The 17038-nt window shown below is 55.7% G+C and carries 11 protein-coding genes and 7 pseudogenes; 14 read left to right on the plus strand and 4 right to left on the minus strand.

Going from position 1 to position 17038, the window contains the following annotated elements; genetic code table 11:
- Nucleotides 1–323: 323 nt before the first annotated feature.
- Nucleotides 324–1337: a 1-aminocyclopropane-1-carboxylate deaminase gene (locus tag CCGE531_RS31230; protein WP_120670852.1), complete on the plus strand. Its 1014-nt coding sequence runs from the start codon at nucleotides 324–326 to the stop codon at nucleotides 1335–1337.
- 292 nt (nucleotides 1338–1629) lie between these two features.
- Here the strand turns inward: CCGE531_RS31230 and CCGE531_RS31235 are convergent, their stop codons facing one another.
- On the minus strand, nucleotides 1630–2343 hold the full coding sequence (locus CCGE531_RS31235; RefSeq protein ID WP_120670854.1) for a winged helix-turn-helix transcriptional regulator: 714 nt from the start codon (nucleotides 2341–2343) through the stop codon (nucleotides 1630–1632).
- A gap of 473 nt (nucleotides 2344–2816) precedes the next feature.
- Between CCGE531_RS31235 and CCGE531_RS31240 the strand changes: the two genes are divergently transcribed.
- The 8 genes and pseudogenes from CCGE531_RS31240 to CCGE531_RS31275 form a co-directional block, all read left to right on the plus strand.
- Complete coding sequence (locus CCGE531_RS31240) at nucleotides 2817–3596, plus strand: hypothetical protein (protein ID WP_245459536.1); 780 nt, start codon at nucleotides 2817–2819, stop codon at nucleotides 3594–3596.
- Nucleotides 3597–3943: 347 nt separating this feature from the next.
- Complete coding sequence (locus CCGE531_RS31245; protein WP_120670856.1) at nucleotides 3944–4927, plus strand: LuxR family transcriptional regulator; 984 nt, start codon at nucleotides 3944–3946, stop codon at nucleotides 4925–4927.
- Nucleotides 4928–5167: 240 nt separating this feature from the next.
- Nucleotides 5168–6442, plus strand: coding sequence for a diaminobutyrate--2-oxoglutarate transaminase (gene ectB, locus CCGE531_RS31250; RefSeq protein WP_120671013.1), 1275 nt, complete (start codon nucleotides 5168–5170; stop codon nucleotides 6440–6442).
- Nucleotides 6443–7215: 773 nt separating this feature from the next.
- A complete protein-coding gene (locus CCGE531_RS31255) occupies nucleotides 7216–8109 on the plus strand; it encodes a MurR/RpiR family transcriptional regulator (protein WP_120670857.1) in 894 nt (297 codons plus the stop codon).
- A 181-nt stretch (nucleotides 8110–8290) separates the two neighbouring features.
- Nucleotides 8291–9073: pseudogene (locus CCGE531_RS31260) on the plus strand (IS5 family transposase); the annotation flags it as partial.
- 97 nt (nucleotides 9074–9170) lie between these two features.
- Nucleotides 9171–9548 carry a transposase gene (locus tag CCGE531_RS31265; RefSeq protein ID WP_004126183.1) on the plus strand — a complete coding sequence of 126 codons (378 nt, stop codon included), beginning with the start codon at nucleotides 9171–9173 and terminating at the stop codon, nucleotides 9546–9548.
- Nucleotides 9545–9892: an IS66 family insertion sequence element accessory protein TnpB gene (gene tnpB, locus CCGE531_RS31270; RefSeq protein ID WP_120670858.1), complete on the plus strand. Its 348-nt coding sequence runs from the start codon at nucleotides 9545–9547 to the stop codon at nucleotides 9890–9892. The genes CCGE531_RS31265 and tnpB (CCGE531_RS31270) overlap by 4 nt, the downstream gene beginning before the upstream one ends.
- Nucleotides 9893–9960: 68 nt before the next feature.
- Nucleotides 9961–11397: pseudogene (locus CCGE531_RS31275) on the plus strand (IS66 family transposase); the annotation flags it as partial.
- Between the two features lie 24 nt (nucleotides 11398–11421).
- Here the strand turns inward: CCGE531_RS31275 and CCGE531_RS31280 are convergent.
- A pseudogene (locus CCGE531_RS31280) lies at nucleotides 11422–13481 on the minus strand (recombinase family protein).
- Entirely contained in the window at nucleotides 13474–13653 is a 180-nt protein-coding gene (locus CCGE531_RS31285; RefSeq protein WP_028752705.1) for a hypothetical protein, read from the minus strand. The pseudogene CCGE531_RS31280 and the gene CCGE531_RS31285 overlap by 8 nt, the downstream one beginning before the upstream one ends.
- Before the next feature lie 315 nt (nucleotides 13654–13968).
- Between CCGE531_RS31285 and CCGE531_RS31290 the strand changes: the two are divergent.
- Nucleotides 13969–14196: pseudogene (locus CCGE531_RS31290) on the plus strand (transposase domain-containing protein); the annotation flags it as partial.
- Here the strand turns inward: CCGE531_RS31290 and CCGE531_RS31295 are convergent.
- Nucleotides 14177–14410 (minus strand): DUF6429 family protein, encoded by a 234-nt coding sequence (locus CCGE531_RS31295; protein ID WP_004129017.1) that lies wholly within the window; start codon nucleotides 14408–14410, stop codon nucleotides 14177–14179. The pseudogene CCGE531_RS31290 and the gene CCGE531_RS31295 overlap by 20 nt on opposite strands.
- A gap of 58 nt (nucleotides 14411–14468) precedes the next feature.
- Here CCGE531_RS31295 and CCGE531_RS31300 point away from each other — a divergent pair.
- From CCGE531_RS31300 to CCGE531_RS31320, 4 genes and pseudogenes are all read left to right on the plus strand, one after another.
- Nucleotides 14469–14995: pseudogene (locus tag CCGE531_RS31300) on the plus strand (transposase); the annotation flags it as partial.
- 485 nt (nucleotides 14996–15480) lie between these two features.
- Nucleotides 15481–15914: pseudogene (locus CCGE531_RS31310) on the plus strand (transposase).
- A complete protein-coding gene (gene tnpB / locus CCGE531_RS31315; protein ID WP_120670859.1) occupies nucleotides 15911–16264 on the plus strand; it encodes an IS66 family insertion sequence element accessory protein TnpB in 354 nt (117 codons plus the stop codon). The pseudogene CCGE531_RS31310 and the gene tnpB (CCGE531_RS31315) overlap by 4 nt, the downstream one beginning before the upstream one ends.
- A gap of 45 nt (nucleotides 16265–16309) precedes the next feature.
- Nucleotides 16310–16579: pseudogene (locus tag CCGE531_RS31320) on the plus strand (IS66 family transposase); the annotation flags it as partial.
- Between the last annotated feature and the right edge of the window lie 459 nt (nucleotides 16580–17038).

A 17038-nucleotide genomic window follows, 5' to 3' on the forward strand; every position in this document is an offset into this window, starting at 1 on the left:
GTTTAACGCCCTTGAGTACCGGGAATAGATCAGTCTTGAGCCTCGGGCTGCTTGGAAGACATTGCTCTTAGAGCATGACGTTGTTGGAACAACTACACGACATGAGCGTCGGCGATGGCTTCTACGGTATAGCAAACTAATGAGTTTATTGCTGTTCGGTTGCGTTGACGTTGAAGCGCGGAGGATCGGCCTGGGAGTTGCGTCGTCTTGATGACCAACGGAGGCGAGGGGACAATGGGAATGTTTCGAACGTGGGAGAGCGCCGCAACAGCTTAAGGATCGTGCATAGCTGACTTCGATTTAAAGCCACATCTGGAGCAAAAATGCTTGAAAAATTCGAACGATATCCCCTAACCTTCGGCCCTACGCCTATCGAAAAGCTTGACCGCCTCAGCGAGTATCTAGGGGGAAAGGTGGAGATCTATGCCAAGCGCGAGGACTGCAACTCGGGTCTGGCGTTCGGCGGCAACAAGCTCCGCAAACTCGAGTACATCATCCCCGACGCGATCGCGTCCAATGCCGATACGCTTGTTTCCATTGGTGGCGTGCAGTCCAACCATACCCGTATGGTTGCCGCAGTTGCCGCCAAGATCGGCATGAAATGCCTTCTGGTGCAGGAGGATTGGGTACCATATGAGGATGCTGTATACGATCGCGTTGGCAATATCCTCTTAAGCCGGATCTTGGGAGCGGAGGTCCGGCTGGTCGACGACGGCTTCGATATCGGCATCCGCAGCAGTTGGGAACGGGCGCTCGACGACGTCAAGCAAAAGGGCGGCAGACCCTATGCGATCCCAGCCGGTGCGTCTGTCCATAAATATGGCGGCTTGGGTTATGTGGGTTTTGCCGAGGAAGTGCGCGCGCAGGAAAAACAGCTTGGTTTTGCCTTTGACTATATCGTGGTTTGCACTGTGACGGGTTCGACGCAAGCCGGCATGGTCGTTGGGTTCGCCAAGGATGGACGACAGCGCAATGTGATCGGCATCGATGCTTCGGCAACTCCCCTCCAAGCCCAGTCGCAGGTGCTCAACATCGCCCGGCAAACTGCAAAGCTCGTCGAACTCGGAAGAGAAATCGCCAATGATGATGTGGTACTGCTCGCGGACTATGCGCACCCCCGTTATGGCATTCCTTCCGAAGAAACAAACGAGGCCATCCGCCTTTGTGCTCGGCTGGAGGGCATGATGACTGATCCCGTCTACGAGGGGAAATCAATGCAAGGGATGATAGATCTCATCAGCAAAGGCTTCTTTCCGAAAGGATCAAGGCTCCTATTCGCGCATCTCGGCGGCGCGCCGGCAATCAATGCGTACAGCGACACGTTTCGCGACGGCTGATCCCGAAGGATAGAGTCTCCATGTGTGCCCCCAAACTTGAAGGCTCTACCGATGCCAACAAGCGAAAGTTCTGTCGGTGACAGCCCGTTTTCACCAATCTCAGCAATATGAAGATGCGCTAACATCAGCAACAATGGCATACCGTTGGCAACTAAAAAATCCTCCGTGTGAAAACGCTGAATATCAAGCGCTGTTTTAATATGCCTACTCTACTGGGTATGCCTATTTTGACTGATCAAGACGCAGCCAAATTGGCGCCGCTTACACGGCCAGCTTCAGGCCGATCCCGCAATTACGAATCCGGTTTTTCGGAAAGCGCGTAGCCGACAGATCTTACAGTCCGTATCAGATCGCGGTCGCTATCCCTATTTAGTGCCGCGCGCAAGTTACCGATGTGAACATCGATGGTGCGAGGCCCGATATGAACGGCATGGGGCCAAGCTGCATTCTTTAGTTCATCTCGCGAGTACGCCCGGTATGGGTTCCTCATAAAGTGCTCCAGCAAGCGGAACTGGGTTGGAGCTAGATGAATCGTCCGGCCGTTTCGGCGCACATAGTGGGTGGCCACATCCAATTCAATGTCGTGAAAGGCAAGTAGTTCTTGATGGCTGGGAATGGAACTCCGACACGAGCCGTCCAAGATTCTGCCGATGCTCGTCAGCGCTATCTCTCGCGATCGGCTAACATGCTCATTGTCATCGAACGCGACCTTGTCTTCTTGAGTTACTTCGTCAGCAACCGCCGCAATCGCAATGATCGACGTTGACCGCGCCCGGCGAGAAAGACGCAGGCGAATACAGAACGTCTGCGTCTCAACGTCAGGGAAATGCGTCCTAAGAAACACCACATCTGGCGTTGCCTCTTGGAAGTGTTTGGCGAGGGCGTTCCCATGGCTGGTATTGATGTACTTACATGCGCATTCCAAGAACTGACCAGAGCAATCGTCTCGTGCAGTGATCAGCACCGCCGCTGAGTGGAAATCCCGATTAGTCTCGTTCTTCGACATCGCGTGAAATCCTCGAATGAAAGTTCGACCGACCTTCAGATTTTTTCGACAACAAAGTTTTGCACTTATCTCCAAAATCCAGTTTGTAGAACTGCGGCTCACGCAGAAGCCTTCCATCACGGCACGTCGGCGAATGGGCTTGATCCTGGAGGGAGTTCACTCCTCAGTCGGCAGTTTTGCGGATAACCATGCACACATCGTGCCAATGTAAAGATTGTTTTGAAACAGTGCCATGGCTCTAAACTGAGCGCATATGTTTGAAGTCTCGGACTTGAGCGCTTTGTCCCTAAAGCAAAGATACTCCAACCGGATCTGTAGCGAGCGACCTTGCATTAACACGCGCTTTCGGTTCGTGAAGAAATGGACATGTCAGCGGCAGAAAGAACAGCCACACACTCTTGACGCGGATCACCTGTTCGACCCTCTGATCTTGATGCTTCGCTGTCGCCGATGGCTGCGAATAGCGTTTGGACATGAGCCCGGAAGAGGCGCTGATCCACCAACCAGTCAACTATCTGATTGGGGAGTGGACCGAGTACGTTGCAGAGTTAGTCTCACCTTCTGTGCACGATCCGAGGGCACTGCTAATGGAGAAATGTGCGATCGTTATCGCAAGCCCCCGACATATTAGATTAACTGGCAAAGAGCGCCTCCCAGCCAGCGCAGTTATGGTCGACGGCACGTCCGTTCTGCAACATTTATTATCTCAATTGGCACGTGTTGGCGTGCAAAAGACGATTATCCTTGGGCTAGGAGGCGTGGGCGAGGTCGACCATCGTTTCTGTCACGAGCTGTATGGTATGGAGCTCCGCGTACGCCCACTGCGTACGCCATATCCCGGGCGTCTTATTGATGTGACAGCGGCAGATGAAGTCGCTGATGTCGATGGAGTAGTTTTGATATTTACCGCGGAAACGGTGATCAATTTCACTATGCTGGAGCGCTTGGTACGGTCATCATATCGCAACATTGTCGTTGTGAGCCAGTCACTCGGCAAACGATCGCTACGAGTGCTGACGGGCAAAGCGCAACGCCTTACAGCAATTGTACCCGAAGGCTCCGACAGCCATAAAAGTGCGTCTGCAGATTTGAGCCTCGTCGGCGTTTATAAATTTGATGCGGCGTTAGTTCGGAGGATTGCGCGGAGGCGGCAACGTCGCTCGCATGACGATCCGGAGTTCTTTGAAGCAGCATTTGGGTTTCACGGTCATCCAATCTATGTCATGTGCGCCGAACCGGGCGAAATACGATGAACCAACGACATCCATGCAGCAAGATTTTGAGTGCCGCAACTGAAGAACCTGGCCGCAACCCTGTTCCTTCGGCGCACGCAATCTTTGAGGCCCCAGATGCGGTTCCTGTTGTCGAAATGCAAAGCTTGGTGCCTGACGCAGATTGGGCGTCACAAGGTTGGTGACTCATAGCAGAACTATTGTCAACCTTATCCGGCTCAGGGCGCGACGTACTCGGCTGATTCGATGCTGCATTTCGCATACGCGGTTAAAATTTGTAGAGGCTCTGTGGGTTCTTTCAAGATTGGCACGACTCTTGAACTACGGACAGCAATTCCGACCCCTCGGAAAAACGAGAGGAAAGCAGGATGTCAGCTCTTCCACAGCCCGCTTCCAAAGCTTTAGCGATCAAGTTCGCCGGAGGCTCGGAGAGCCGTAGCCGCTCACGGCCAGCGACGTCATCTGACGGCAACATGGCGTGCCATTATTTGCCCGAGAGAGAGCATCGATTGTTTCGGGACGGTTGCGGTTCTACTCAAGTCAGTAATCAGACCGGCCGAGTTACCGATCTGAATTCCTCGGACCTCTCGCCACCTTCTCAAGCTTTAAATCGAGGGGAACTTGCGGTCGAGTTCGGCCGATTTCTTGACCAGACACACACCATCGCTCAGTCTAAACAGTTATTTGAGCACTTATCAGCTTTTGCTCTGAATCTTGGCTGCGCGTGGATAGCCTACGGTCCTCTTACAACCGAGCGCAAGGTTCTACAGCCGGTTCGATGCCCTTCATTTGAGATCCTGAACTATCCTGATGAATGGCAGAAGCGATGTCTCGAAATGGGTTATGATCGGAAAGCTCCTATTATCAAGGAAAGTCGAATGCGATCAGGCCCTATTCAATGGAGGGAGGCATACGTTGGCCCGAGTACAACTCCAAGCGAACGGCGCATCTTCGACGAGGCTGCAAGCTTTGGCGTAAGGTCAGGCATTACTATTCCATTGCGCAGCTCGGCTGGAAGTTTCGCCATCATGAGCTTTGCCCAGCAGATTGAGCGTGAATTCCACCAAAGGGCAATCGCCTACTTACAACTTGCGGCGATACATTTCCACCTGAGACTTACAAATGTGGCGAATTCGAATGCCCTGGAGAAAGTGCCTGAGCTCTCGCTCAGGGAGAAAGAATGTATTCTCTGGGTGGCACGCGGAAAATCGTCATGGGACATAGGAATTATCATGAGTATATCCGAAAACACTGTTAATTTTCACATTAAAAACGTTATGCGAAAGTTGGACGCTGCCAGCAGAACGGTTGCGGCTATTAAGGCAATAAATCTCGGATTTATCGAGCTGTAGGAGGCGATCGTCTCTCTAGGCGGCAAGCTGCCACTGCCGCAGCTCTGTTTTCCTGCTACAGGCCAGCTATAGGCAGTAGGAAGCTATCATTCTAGGTAGGAGCACAGTTAGCAATGGTCGTATAGAGTTGCAAAAGCTTCCAAATGGACGCTGGATTTCGAGGCATTGCTAGATTTCGCGGTAGCTGGCGTCAAGGGTACAGGCGCTGCTGGGTCATGGCATCTGGTTGAGGAAATAATCGTGAGTAATGACAGCATTTCCAATTCCCTATTTGCTTTTGAAAACCACGAATCCAACGTGCGATCCTATTCACGATCATTCCCCGTGGTGTTCACGAAAGCGGCAGGAGCCATCCTCGAGGACGAAAATGGTTGTGCGTTCATTGATTTTCTTTCCGGAGCGAGTGCCCTCAACTACGGTCACAACGACCCCGATATCCTAAGTGCTGCCGTGGAATACCTGCAATCAAATCAGGTTGTCCACGCATTAGACATGGCTACGTCGGCGAAACGAGAGTTTATGGAGTTCTTTGACGAGCTGATATTGCGCCCGCGTGGTCTTACATACAAATACCAGTTTGTCAGTCCCACTGGCGCCGACGCCGTCGAGGCAGCTTTAAAACTTGCACGCAAGGTCACTGGACGTCATAGCATCGTTTCATTCACCAACGGTTATCATGGGGTGAGCCTGGGCGCGCTTGCTGTAACTGGTAATCGATACTTCCGAAATGCCGCAGGTCTTCCTCCTTCCGGCGCGGTCTTCATGCCTTACGACGGTTATTGGGGGCCTGATCAGGATACGACGGAATATCTGGACAAAGTGCTTGCGGATGGTAGCAGTGGCGTCGATTTGCCGGCAGCTGTTATTCTCGAAACCGTTCAGGGTGAGGGCGGCATCAATCCTGCGAGCAGAAACTGGCTGCAGTCGCTAGAGCGGCTTTGCAGGAAGAACGACATCCTCCTGATTATTGATGACATTCAGGCGGGCTGCGGACGAACTGGCGATTTTTTCAGCTTTGAGTTTGCGGACATTTCTCCGGACATCGTTCTTTTGTCGAAGTCTCTCAGCGGTTGTGGGCTGCCGCTGTCGCTCTTACTGCTCAAACCTGAATTTGACGTATGGCAACCAGGCGAACACAGTGGAACCTTTAGGGGCAACAATCTCGCACTCGTGACAGCGACCGCTGCTTTGCGAAAATACTGGACAAATGAAAAGCTATCTAGAGAAGCTGTCGAAACAGGATGCATTCTAAAAGAGCGCCTTCAGCAGGTCGCCCAAAGCAACCAAAATTCCAACATTTGCGTGCGTGGAAGGGGCATGATGCTGGGGCTCGACTGCAGTACCGGCAAATTGGCTGCGGAAATCGTACGGAAAGCCTTTGAAGACGGGCTTGTAGTAGAGCGATGTGGCGCTGAAGATCAGGTTATTAAGCTTCTTCCTCCATTGATAACTGAACGGCAGACCTTGCAGCGTGGCCTGGACATTCTGGAGAAATCCGTGCACTCAAGCGTGTAAAACTATGCTTGGCTCTTGGAGGCATGGCAGAGCCAAAGCGATCACGCGAAGGCATCGATTGTGGTTTGGGGGCACCGCGGCTCGCACGAACCGGTTCGTCTACGGATCGCGCAGCCGTACGGGCGTCTTGCAGGCCAAACGTGTCGTAACCTGCTGGCGCTATAAAAAGTGCGCCCCCCAAGCTTATTGGGTAACGAGATCCCCCAAATGGCTAAGGTCCAGAACTATCGTTGTGAGAATCTAGCGATCACGTCGTTCCAACGGTCTCCGTCATCGCATTTGGGAACGCGGAGGTTTCCTAAGACGATGCCGAAAACCGGCCAACGGGCACTCAGTTTTGTCGGATTCCCGACACGGAATGTTCGGCCCTGCACCCCATCCTCCTAAATAGTTGAATGGTGGAAATAGGCTCTTCTTTAGCCGATACTGCGGAGTTGGCACATCTTTTGCTTTCTCCTTATTGCGAAGCAATGGATTATCGATCTTAACGTCAAGGTCGAGTCCATTATGGTAGGATGTAGAAGACAGCGTGTCACACAAGAGTAACTCCATGTTCGGCGCTGTCTTGGTTCTCATGACGATGTTGTGCGACACATGACCTTATTCTTCAAGAAAGATTCAATCAAACCAGCTCCCGGGAATGCTGCAGCGCTTGGATGAGCTAGCCACCACGGTTGTTTGAGGCGTCGCGAAAACGGCGGCCTTAAAATCCATAGGCCAAGAAAAAGACCTTTGTTGCTTAAGCATTTGCCTAATAGACTTCAGGAGTAAGAATGGATTTTCCCACCACAAGTCTCATAAAGAACAGCTATGAGCGATTTCCCCGGCAAATGAAGGTCGCTGCGCGTTGGTTGGTTGACCATCCGACAGAGGTCGCACTGCTGTCAATGAGGGAGCAGGCACGCCGAGCACGAGTGCCTCCGGCAACGTTAACGAGACTTGCAAAACGCCTTGGCTTCGATGGTTTCGACAAATTAAAGGAGGCATTCGCCGATAGCGTCAGGGATCGGCCGGAAAGCTTCGGTGGGAGTGGCGAGGAGTTATTGGCACGAGCGGAGATCGGGGGCGATGGCGTCCTCATATGCGATACAGTGAATGCTTTGCAGGGTCATCTAAGCAGGTTCGCGCAGCCGCCCGCGATTGCCGCGTTGGCGGCAGCAGCCGACCTAATAGCGGAGGCGAAACAAATTTTTTGCATCGGCCGCCGTTCAAGCTTTCCCATCGCGTATCTAATGCACCATGTTGGATCATTGCTTGGCTCTCCCACAACATTGATCGATGGGATGGGCGGTGCCTCCGATGATGCGCTTCGGTCTGTCGGCCCAGAAGACATTTTGCTAGCGGTCACAGTCAACCCTTACACTCGCTTCACAGTACAGGCAGCCGAGTTTGCCGTATCCCGTGGTGCAAAACTCGTCGCTTTGACGGACAGCGAACTGTCTCCAATCGCCAAGATTTCTCAAGCGGTAATCCGCGTTCGCACCGAAGTTCCTTCATTTATTCACACGATGACGCCGGCATTGGCCGCAGTAGAATGTCTCATGGAACTGGTCGCCGCGAGACGCGGGAGCTTCGCTCTTCGAGCTCTGGCTGACCATGAAGAACAACTTATGGAATTCGACACTTATGTCCTGAAGAGCGGCGTCGGCAAGAACTCTCATGACTAAAGAGTCGGCCGTGAAGTATCGTCAAGCTGTTGATATTCATGGTGTATTTGAGGCTTCCGAGTAATCGCTATCGCAAGAAAGGGCAGGTTTTCGATCTGTTTTCTTGCGATTTCAGATTTCGGTTTCATGATGGGCCGAAGCGTGATTCAATCCGCCATCGGCGATGAATCGGAGCCAATAAATGTCGAGACCTGATGAACGGCGCGAGGCGGGAGAGCAGGATCTGTTCCGGTCTAGCCTTGATCAGATCATCGATCTGAAGCACGAACTTGTCCGGCTGGCGCAGACGATCGATTGGCCGTTCCTGGAAGAGCGCTTCGGCGAGGTTTATCGGGACGGCGGCGGCATGCCGCCGCTGCCGACGCGGTTGATGGCGGGGCTTGCGATCCTCAAGCATACGTTCAACCTGTCGGATGAGGCCGTTTGCGCCCGCTACCTCGACAGCCCGTATTGCCAGTATTTCTGCGGCGAGGCATTCTTCCAACACACATTGCCGTTCGACCGTTCATCGCTGACACGCTGGCGCCAACGCATGGGCGAGGAGCGGATAAAGGCTCTTCTGCAAGAGAGCCTCTCGGTGGCGGTCAAGACCGGTGCGATGAAGCCCTCGGACACGCGGCAGGTGATCGTCGATACGACAGTCCAACCCAAGAACGTGATGTTTCCGACCGACGCCAAGCTCATTCACCGGGCACGGGAGCGGCTCGTGCGGCTGGCTCGCAAGGTGGGGCTCGATCTGCGCCAGACCTATGTGCGGTTGGGTAAATTCGCCCTGATCCAGCACCAGCGGTATGCCCATGCAAAACAGTTCAAGCGGGCTGGCAAGGCACTACGCAAGCTGAGGACCTATCTCGGGCGAACCGTCCGCGACATCGAGCGTCAGATCGCCGGCGACGAGCAACTCAAGGCGATCTTCATCTGGCCGCTCTATCAGGCAAAAATCGTCCTGGAGCAGAAGCAGCGTATCCCCACGCCGAGGACCGCCTTGCTTTGTCACGGTGATAGCGATGTTTTGCTGAGGTGAGCGGTATCGCCACGTTGCTAACAACGAGGATAACGACGTGTCTATCCATCAGCTTGAGATTTTGGCGGGCAGTATGCGGCGCCGGAAGTTCACACGAACTTCCAAGGAATCGATCGTTTCGGAGACGCTGACTGGCGAGATGACGGTGACGGAGGTTGCGCGACGTCACGACGTTGATCGGTCACTGGTTTATCGGTGGCGTCGTGAGCTTGGTGTTGCAGAGAGAGCGGAAGAGCCGCGCGCCTTCGTTCCGGTGAAGGTACAACAGGCGCCGGACTCGGCAATGGGAATGCCGGCTGCGACGGCGTCTTCTGCGATCGAAATCCATGTTGGCCGGGGCCGGTCGGTGCGGGTCACTCGTGACTTTGATGCCTCGACGTTGTCGCGCGTGCTTGATGTGCTGGAGGGACGATGATCCCGATCAGTTCGAACGTCAGAGTGTGGATTGCCAGCGGTCACTGCGATATGCGCAAGGGTATGCAGGGGTTGGCTCTCATCGTGCAAGAGGGGCTTAGCCGCAATCCGTTCCAGGGCGACGTTTTTGTTTTCCGCGGGAGAAATGGTCGATTGATCAAGGCCCTATGGCATGACGGTGTCGGACTATCGCTTTATGCCAAACGGCTCGACCGAGGCCACTTTATTTGGCCGGCGACAGTGGACGGAGCCATTGCCCTTACAGCCGGGCAGATGTCCTACCTTCTTGAGGGAATAGACTGGCGAAATCCGCAACAGACATGGCGTCCGACGAGCGCCGGATAGGTGCATTTTGCGGCTTGAACCTTGAAGAAAAGCTATGCAAATCAGTGGCTTTGTGGTTTGATCCGGACATGGAAAACGGCCTGGAAAACCACTCCGATTATGCCGCTGCACTTGAAGCAGAGCTGGTCGTGGCGCGTGCGGAGCGCGCCGTTGCCTTAGCCGAACTTGCCGTCGCCAAAGCCAAGGAAGCGGACGATCAAGCCACCATTCTGCGTCAGAAGGTCCATATCGAAAAGCTGCAAAGGCAATTGCGTGGTCAAAAATCGGAGCGGACTGCCAGGCTGATCGCTCAAATGGAGCTGATGCTCGAGGATGCCGAGGCGGCGGCCACCGAGGATGAACTTGCCGCTGAAATGGCCATTGCTGCGGCCGCCCCCATTGCTGTCGCCGGCTTCACACGCAAACGCCCCGTTAAGAAGCCATTCCCCGATCACCTGCCGCGCGAGCGTGTCGTTGTGCCCGGTCCGGTCGCCTGCAGCTGCTGCGGTAGTGACCGGCTGCGCAAGCTGGGCGAAGATGTCACCGAGACGATGGAGAGCATTCCACGCTCCTGGAAAGTCATTCAGACGGTGCGCGAGAAGTTCACCTGCCGCGACTGCGAGAAGATCAGCCAGGCACCGGCCCCATTCCACGTCATTCCCAGAGGCTGGGCAGGTCCAAGCCTTCTGGCGATGATCCTCTACGACAAATTCGGCCAACACATTCCCCTTAATCGTCAGGTGGAACGATTTGCGCTTGAGGGCGTGTCAATCAGCCTGTCGACGGCAGCCGATGCTATCGGTTCTTGTTGCCATGCCCTTGATCCAATCCTGAGGCGGATCGAGGCTCACACCTTTGCAGCCGAGCGGATTCACGGCGACGATACCACGGTTCCGGTTCTCGCAGCCGGCAAGACCGATACTGCTCGGATCTGGACATATGTGCACGATGATGCCGCGTTCGGTGGCACGGCGCCGCCGTCGGCGATGTTCTATTATTCCCGCGACCGCAGCGGTGACCATCCGCAGGCGCATCTGGCCGGCTATTGCGGCATCCTGCAAGCAGATGCCTATGGCGGTTATACCAAGCTCTATCTTCCTGATCGCAGTCCATGTCCGATCTATGAGGCAGCGTGCTGGGCGCACGCAAGGCGACCATTCTTCATCATGGCCGATCTCGAGGCCAATGCCCGGCGCAAGGCTCAGGGCAAACCCGCTGCCGTCATCTCACCAATCGCCATCGAGATGGTGCGCCGGATCGATGCGCTGTTCGAGATCGAACGTCAGATCAATGGCCAGACGGCCGATGAGCGCAAAGCGACGCGTCAGCAGCATAGCAAGCCACTGATCGCCAACATGGAGCGGTGGGTGCGCGAGCAACGTGCCAAGCTGTCTCGCGACAATGATCTGGCCAAAGCGTTCGACTACATGTTGAACCGCTGGGTATCGTTTACTCGTTTCCTCGACGATGGCCGGATCTGCCTGTCGAACAACGCGGCAGAGCGTTCGCTGCGCGGAATTGCGATGTCTGATTCATTGTACGCGTCCTTCTCAAGTGTTTGGAAACATTAGGATCTGATTTTGGGCTTCGAGGTGACACGGCCCCCCGTTACGCCCCATCGCACGAACTACGGCGTCGGAGTGAAGATCGGCGGCGAGGATTTGATAGGGAGCGCCGGGCACGACCTGTTCTGCGGGAAGGATTTTAGCCTCGATCAAGCGCCGGATCCGATGACTTGTGACCCCGCAGTGTTGTGCCGCCTCGCGCAGAGTGAGCCACGTGCCGTCCTTCTCCGCCGAACGATAAGCGTGGATATCGCGCACGCGCCGTATGGAACTCACGCGCTTGGCTGTCCAAGTCTTCCCTTGCGCCGTCGGCATCCGCATTCTGTTCAGCGTGGCGGCGATATCCTCGTCAGACCATCGAGCGGCCATGCTGGTAATCACGGCAATGGCGTCGTCGGACGTGCGGCATTCATGTTCTCCGGAGCTCGGTTTATGCAGTCGAACCTCCGAGTGCTGACCGCCCTTCCAATGGATGATCAGAACAATCTCACGGGCAACGTCATCGATATTGGCCGTGATCTCGTTGACGAGCGACCGAAGCAACTGCTGGCGGGTGCGCATCGTCACTTGCGGACTTGCCCAAGCCGCTTGCAGATCGTCGGCGAGACCGGCAAAATCCGGAACGGTCTTACCAGCGTTGGTGGCTTTTGCGGCGCTCAACCGCGCTTCGAACTCTTGAACGCGTCGTAGGGTCGCCTCCCAGTTCTTCTCGAGCGTCGCGGCGATCAAGCGATTGTCTGGATCGCAGGCTGCGTAACGGCGCTCGGCTAAAGAGGCATCATAACGGGCTTGCTGAAGTTCCAGCTCGATCATCCGCTGTTGCTCTGCCTGACCTTCCATGTACGTCCTCTCCGCCGTAAGCGCCGCTTCGACCGCCATGGGCTCGACGGCACGGATGAGCTCAGAAGCGATCACTCTATCGGTACGTTGCCCCGCAAAACTCATACAGCGCGTCGAGTTGTAGACATCCGCGCCGAAGCATTGGTAGATGGGGTAAGGATAGCGCCCCCTATACCCAACCTTCAAGCGGCGTCCGCATCGACCGCAAGCCATTAATCCAATCAGTAAGGATCGCCCACCTCTACCGGACTTCGGCCCACCCCGACGGCCGAAATCGTTGAGGGAAAGCTGCTTCTGGTTGCGTTCGTACTCGGACCAATCGATGCCCTCATGGTGGCCCTTTAGAAGAATCTCGCAATCGCTGAGGGCGCGAGGATGTTTATAGGTTTTGTGGGCGCGTCCGTCGATGATCTCAGTGCGTTTCTCAGTCTTACCGTAGGCATAGGCTCCCGCATAAAATGGGTTCTTCAAAACCGAGATGACGTTACGATAGCGGATCGGCGTCCAATCAAACGACACTGACCGCTTACCGTCGGATGGGCGGGGGAAGTGAACTCGCTCCGCGCTGAGAGCGCGGTAGACCTGGCGACCACTTCCCTGTTGGCGAAAGCGCTCGAATATTTGACGAATGGCTTCTTGAACCCGAAGGTCAGGATCAAAACCGAGGCCAACTTCCCGGTGCCAGATGTAGCCGATTGGCACCGGAATACGCAGTTCGCCGCGACGCGCCTTGGATCGAGCCGCATCGAGCATTCTTAATCGCAAGATACCAAGTTCAAACTCGCTGATGCTGCCCTTCATTCCCAGAAGCAGCCTATCGTTCGGGCGGCAAGGGTTGTACACGCCTTCAAGATCAATGACCCTTGCCTCAACCAGCCCGCAGAGCTCAAGCAAATGATGCCAGTCACGCCCATTGCGAGCCAAACGCGACGCATCCAGGCAGAGAACGGCGCCCACATTGCCGGCACATAGCCCAGCGACGAGTTTATCAAATCCTGGGCGAGCGACCGTTCCGCTAGCAGAACGGCCAAGGTCATCGTCGATAACTTCAACGTCTCGGAATCCGCGCCGGTGGGCCTCATCGGCTCATACTGCCGCCGCTGGCTCTCAAGGTTGTTTTGGACCTGGGCTTGCGTCGATTGGCGAACATAAACCACGGCTTTGCGCTTCAATATCGAAGGCGGCAAAATATCGACGTCAGTCATTGCCGCTCTCCACCGTTATCGCGCCGGCGGCCTCCATGAGAAGCCGCGCCAACCTTACGGTGACCGCGCTTCGTTCGATGGCCTTGATCCCCTTCAGCTCCGGCGGGTCCAACAAGATGCAGAGCTGGCGCGGCCGGCGGGGCGTTAACATCAGGTCGAATGACTTCCTCATGACGGTCCTCCTGGACGACGGTGCTGTCGTCTGAAGAACTTCGCCTGAGTCTATGCCCTTCAAGCAAGCGACATAGATCTGCGAGACCCTCAATGTTTACGTGGGGCTCCCCGATCTGCATGACGGCACAAATTATCGGATCGAAGATCCAAGCCGGCAAGCAAAGCGCCACCCCAGGCGCCACTTCGGCGACGATCGTCTCCATACCTCGCCGCGTCTCATCATAAAACCGCCGCACGCGACGCCCGTAAAGCGCGTGCCAGCGATAATGGACTACAAGCTCTTGCTCGATATGGGCAGAATGTCCGCCCGACCGCATTGGGAAGAAAGGCTTGGCTATTCGCCGGCTCCGACCGTGGTGGTCAACGAGCTGCCGCCATGTACAGTTTGATCGTCACCGCAAAGATGAACCATGTCGATCCGCAGGCCTGGCTTGCCGATGTGCTTGCCCGTATCGCCGACCACCCGGCAAACAGGATCGACGAGTTGTTGCCGTGGGCTTGGAAGGCCGAAAAGGCGGCACCTATTGCGGCGGCCGCGTAAACAGTTCCCGAAACAGCTCCTCTGACCGTTGCAGGCCTTCATCCGTTAAGATCAACGACTTCGACTTGTTCACCGGATCGGCGATCAGCCCCTTCTTGAACAAACGATCCGTCGTCTCCCAGTCCAAACCCTTCCAGGCTCGATACCCGTCATGCAGCGTCAGCCACAACAGCGCCAGCACCGCATCGTCGATCTTGTCTTCGTCGATATCCATTGCGAGAGCTTATCACGTGCAAATACGAAATTAATGCGGTACTCGCCGAATGCGTACGAGGCAGCGTCAGCGCGGCCGCAAGATCTACAGCCTGCACGCCGACGAAGTTGAGTGCATCGGCAAGGGAAAGGCCCATCGCCCAGATGAATTTGGCGTTAAGGTGTCGGTAGCCACGACATTGCACCGCTCCAAGGGCGGCCAGTTCGCCCTGCACGCCATGGCACTGCCAGGCAACCCTTATGATGGCCACACCCTCGAGACCGTCATCCCCGATATCGAGGAGACGATCGGTAACGAGCTCTCCCGCATTCTGGCCGACGCCGGATACCGCGGCCACAATGCGCCCCAGAGCCACAAGCTGCGGGTCTTCACAAGTGGCCAGAAGCGCCGCGTGACGCCGGCCATCAAGCCATCAAACGTCTGATGCGAAGGCGGTCAGCCGTCGAACTCTTAGCCGGCAGGCGCATGCTCGCATGCGCCGAAAGGCCCGTCATCGGGCACCTCAAGAACGAGCGCAGAATGGACCGCAACTATCTTGCCGGACAGCAGGGCGATGCCCTCAATGCCGTTCTGGCTGCCGCCGGATCAGGCTTACTTCAACGCGCTGACACCGATGATGGTAGCAGCATAATCGAGGCGGAAATCCACTTAGCGAAACGCCCGGAACTGTTCAGACAAACCGAGCCACCTCACTTCTCTGTTGCGATCCCGCCAAATCCCCACCTAAAAACCACCCTAAAACCATAATCAGGCAAACTCTCGACGCCGACAATCATGCGCCGCCACACCGAAAACGGCGTTCTTCACGGGCGACTAAAGAAGAGCCAGAAATTTGAACCGCTCGTTTCCGCCTAACATGGTCGCTGAACTCTATCGCATCGAGGCTGAGTTGCGTTTGTTTCCCCTATCGATTGGTCGGAGGACAGGATCGATCAGCGCCCTTGATAGCGCACATGCGGACCTAGCTGAGCCACCATCTGGCTGTATCCGTCCGAGCGAGACCGCCTGTGAATATTGAGTAAAATTGTTCAGACCTGTCCTTATTCCCATGCATAAGGACAGTTGGACGGATGGAGATTTTGGGAGGAGACAGCGGGTCTCGGGTGAGCCGTATCGAGGTGATCAACACCGGTCGGCGGCGTCGCTTTACTGAGGATGAGAAGCTGCGGATTGTCGCAGAAAGCTTTGCGGGGAGAGGCCGGGCGTCGGCCACGGCGGTCAGTACGGCATCAGTCGCTCCCTGTTGAACCGTTGGCGCAAATCGGTTCGCCAAGGTTTGCACGGCCAGAAACAAACCGATGGTTTTGTGCCGGCGTTCGTCATGCCGGAAACTTTTGTGCCAGTAAAGCAGGTCACTCCACCTGTTGCGATGGAGCATCCGGTGGCGCCTCCTTCCGGCCGCATGGAGATTGTTGCGGCGAACGGCCGTCGTGTGATCGTGGACGGCAGCGTCGACGTTGAGGCGCTGCTGCGGATCATGCGGGGGCTGGAGACGTTGCGGTGATCACGCTTCCTTCCGGTCAAAATGTGCGGGTGTGGATTGCAACGGGCCATACGGACATGCGGTGTGGGTTTCCATCCCTTGCGTTGCGGGTGCAGGAGGTGCTGAAACTGAACCCTCTGGACGGCAATCTTTTTGTATTCCGCGGTCGCAGCGGATCGCTGATAAAAGTGATCTGGAGTGACGGCCAGGGGAGCTGCCTTTTTACAAAAAAGTTAGACCGCGGGCGGTTCGTCTGGCCGTCTGCGGAAGGCGGCGCGATAGCGATATCGCCTGCGCAGCTTTCTTATTTGTTGTCCGGAATTGATTGGCGCCATCCGCAGGAAACCTCTCGTCCGACGAAGGTCGGATAGCATTATTATATTGAAAATGTTGAGTGAATCTGATCAGATGGCTTCATGGTATCGAAGCCCTCCGATCTTCCTGCGGACCTTACAAGCGCCTATCGGGCGCTGCTTTCCGAGCGTGCGATCCTTCAGGCCGAACGCGATGTCGTTGCCGCCGAGCGCGACATCGTCACCGCCGAGCGGGACATCGCGGTGGCCCAAGCTGCCAATGCACAGGCCATGCTGTCGGACAGCGAGGCGCTGATCGTCAGTCTGGAACTGGCGATCGAAAAGCTCCGGCGCGAACTGCGCGGTCAGAGGTCCGAGCGCACGGCGCGTCTGAATTACAGCTCGAAGAGCTCGGTGCGACGTGAAGTCGCTTGAATAATTGTTCGAAAGGGAAAGGAGAAAATCCACGCAGAGAACCTGACGTTCCGTCGTCTGTAGCCTACCGGCACATGCGGGATTGGCAACAATCCGGTGTGAAGCTGCCGGGACAATGTAGCCGGGCCCTCGGGCCGTGCGGAAGCCGTGAGGTGGAGGCATCATCTGCGAGCATCGACGCGGATCGGGCGCTAGGCTGGGCGGTATGACCAACTCAAGTGAACTGCTGTACTCGTCGTCATCGAGAACAAGCCAAAGATGCTGACAGGCTTGAACCAAAAGGTGCACGGTCGGATGCTTCCCGCTAGTTTGGAAGCACACGGACAACATGACCGCCGGCGAAAAGGCAGGGTCTAACCCGCTCCTGTTATTCAAGTGAAACACGGTAAGCCCGTATCCCCGCCCGGCAACGGGCAG

The organism is Rhizobium sp. CCGE531, assembly GCF_003627795.1.
Lineage (GTDB): Bacteria > Pseudomonadota > Alphaproteobacteria > Rhizobiales > Rhizobiaceae > Rhizobium.